Here is a 458-nt window from a genome sequence, read left to right as displayed (position 1 = left end):
TGGGGCGAGTCTTTTTGAATCATTGCACAGTCACCGACATCCATCCAATCAGAAACTTGATTAAAATTGTGCAGTGTAGGGACTATGCCAGAATTGACATCATTAGCAGCATAAATAATCGGGCTTTCGTGCCGTTGGCGATAAATCGTCTGTAAGAAAGTTGTAGGGACGAGTTCAGAAACAATTAAATCCCGCAAGACCATTCCCGCGCCAATACTGGGTAATTGATCAAAGTCCCCTACCAGTACAATTCTGGTTTTTTTGTCCAAGGCTTTGAGCAGCGAATTGAACAGAAATATGTCAACCATTGAAAATTCATCAACGATTAGACAATCAAGATTTAGAAGATTATCCTCGTTATAAAGAAAAACCGCATTGTGCCCCTGCCATTGCAATAAACGGTGAATAGTAGTTGCTTCAATGCCTGTAGCATCTTTCATCCGGTTAGCAGCTTTCCC

At 41.5% G+C, this 458-nt stretch carries 1 protein-coding gene; it reads right to left on the bottom strand.

The window, feature by feature from the left end; all coding sequences use genetic code 11:
* The coding region (locus tag ACEYW6_RS36635; protein WP_412983670.1) for an ATP-dependent DNA helicase at window positions 1-458 on the bottom strand (458 nt) is incomplete at both ends.

This window comes from Nostoc sp. UIC 10607 (assembly GCF_047228265.1).
Taxonomy (GTDB): Bacteria; Cyanobacteriota; Cyanobacteriia; order Cyanobacteriales; family Nostocaceae; genus Nostoc; species Nostoc foliaceum_A.
Note: the sequence above shows the minus strand (reverse complement) of the source record. Positions and strands in the feature narration are given on the sequence as shown.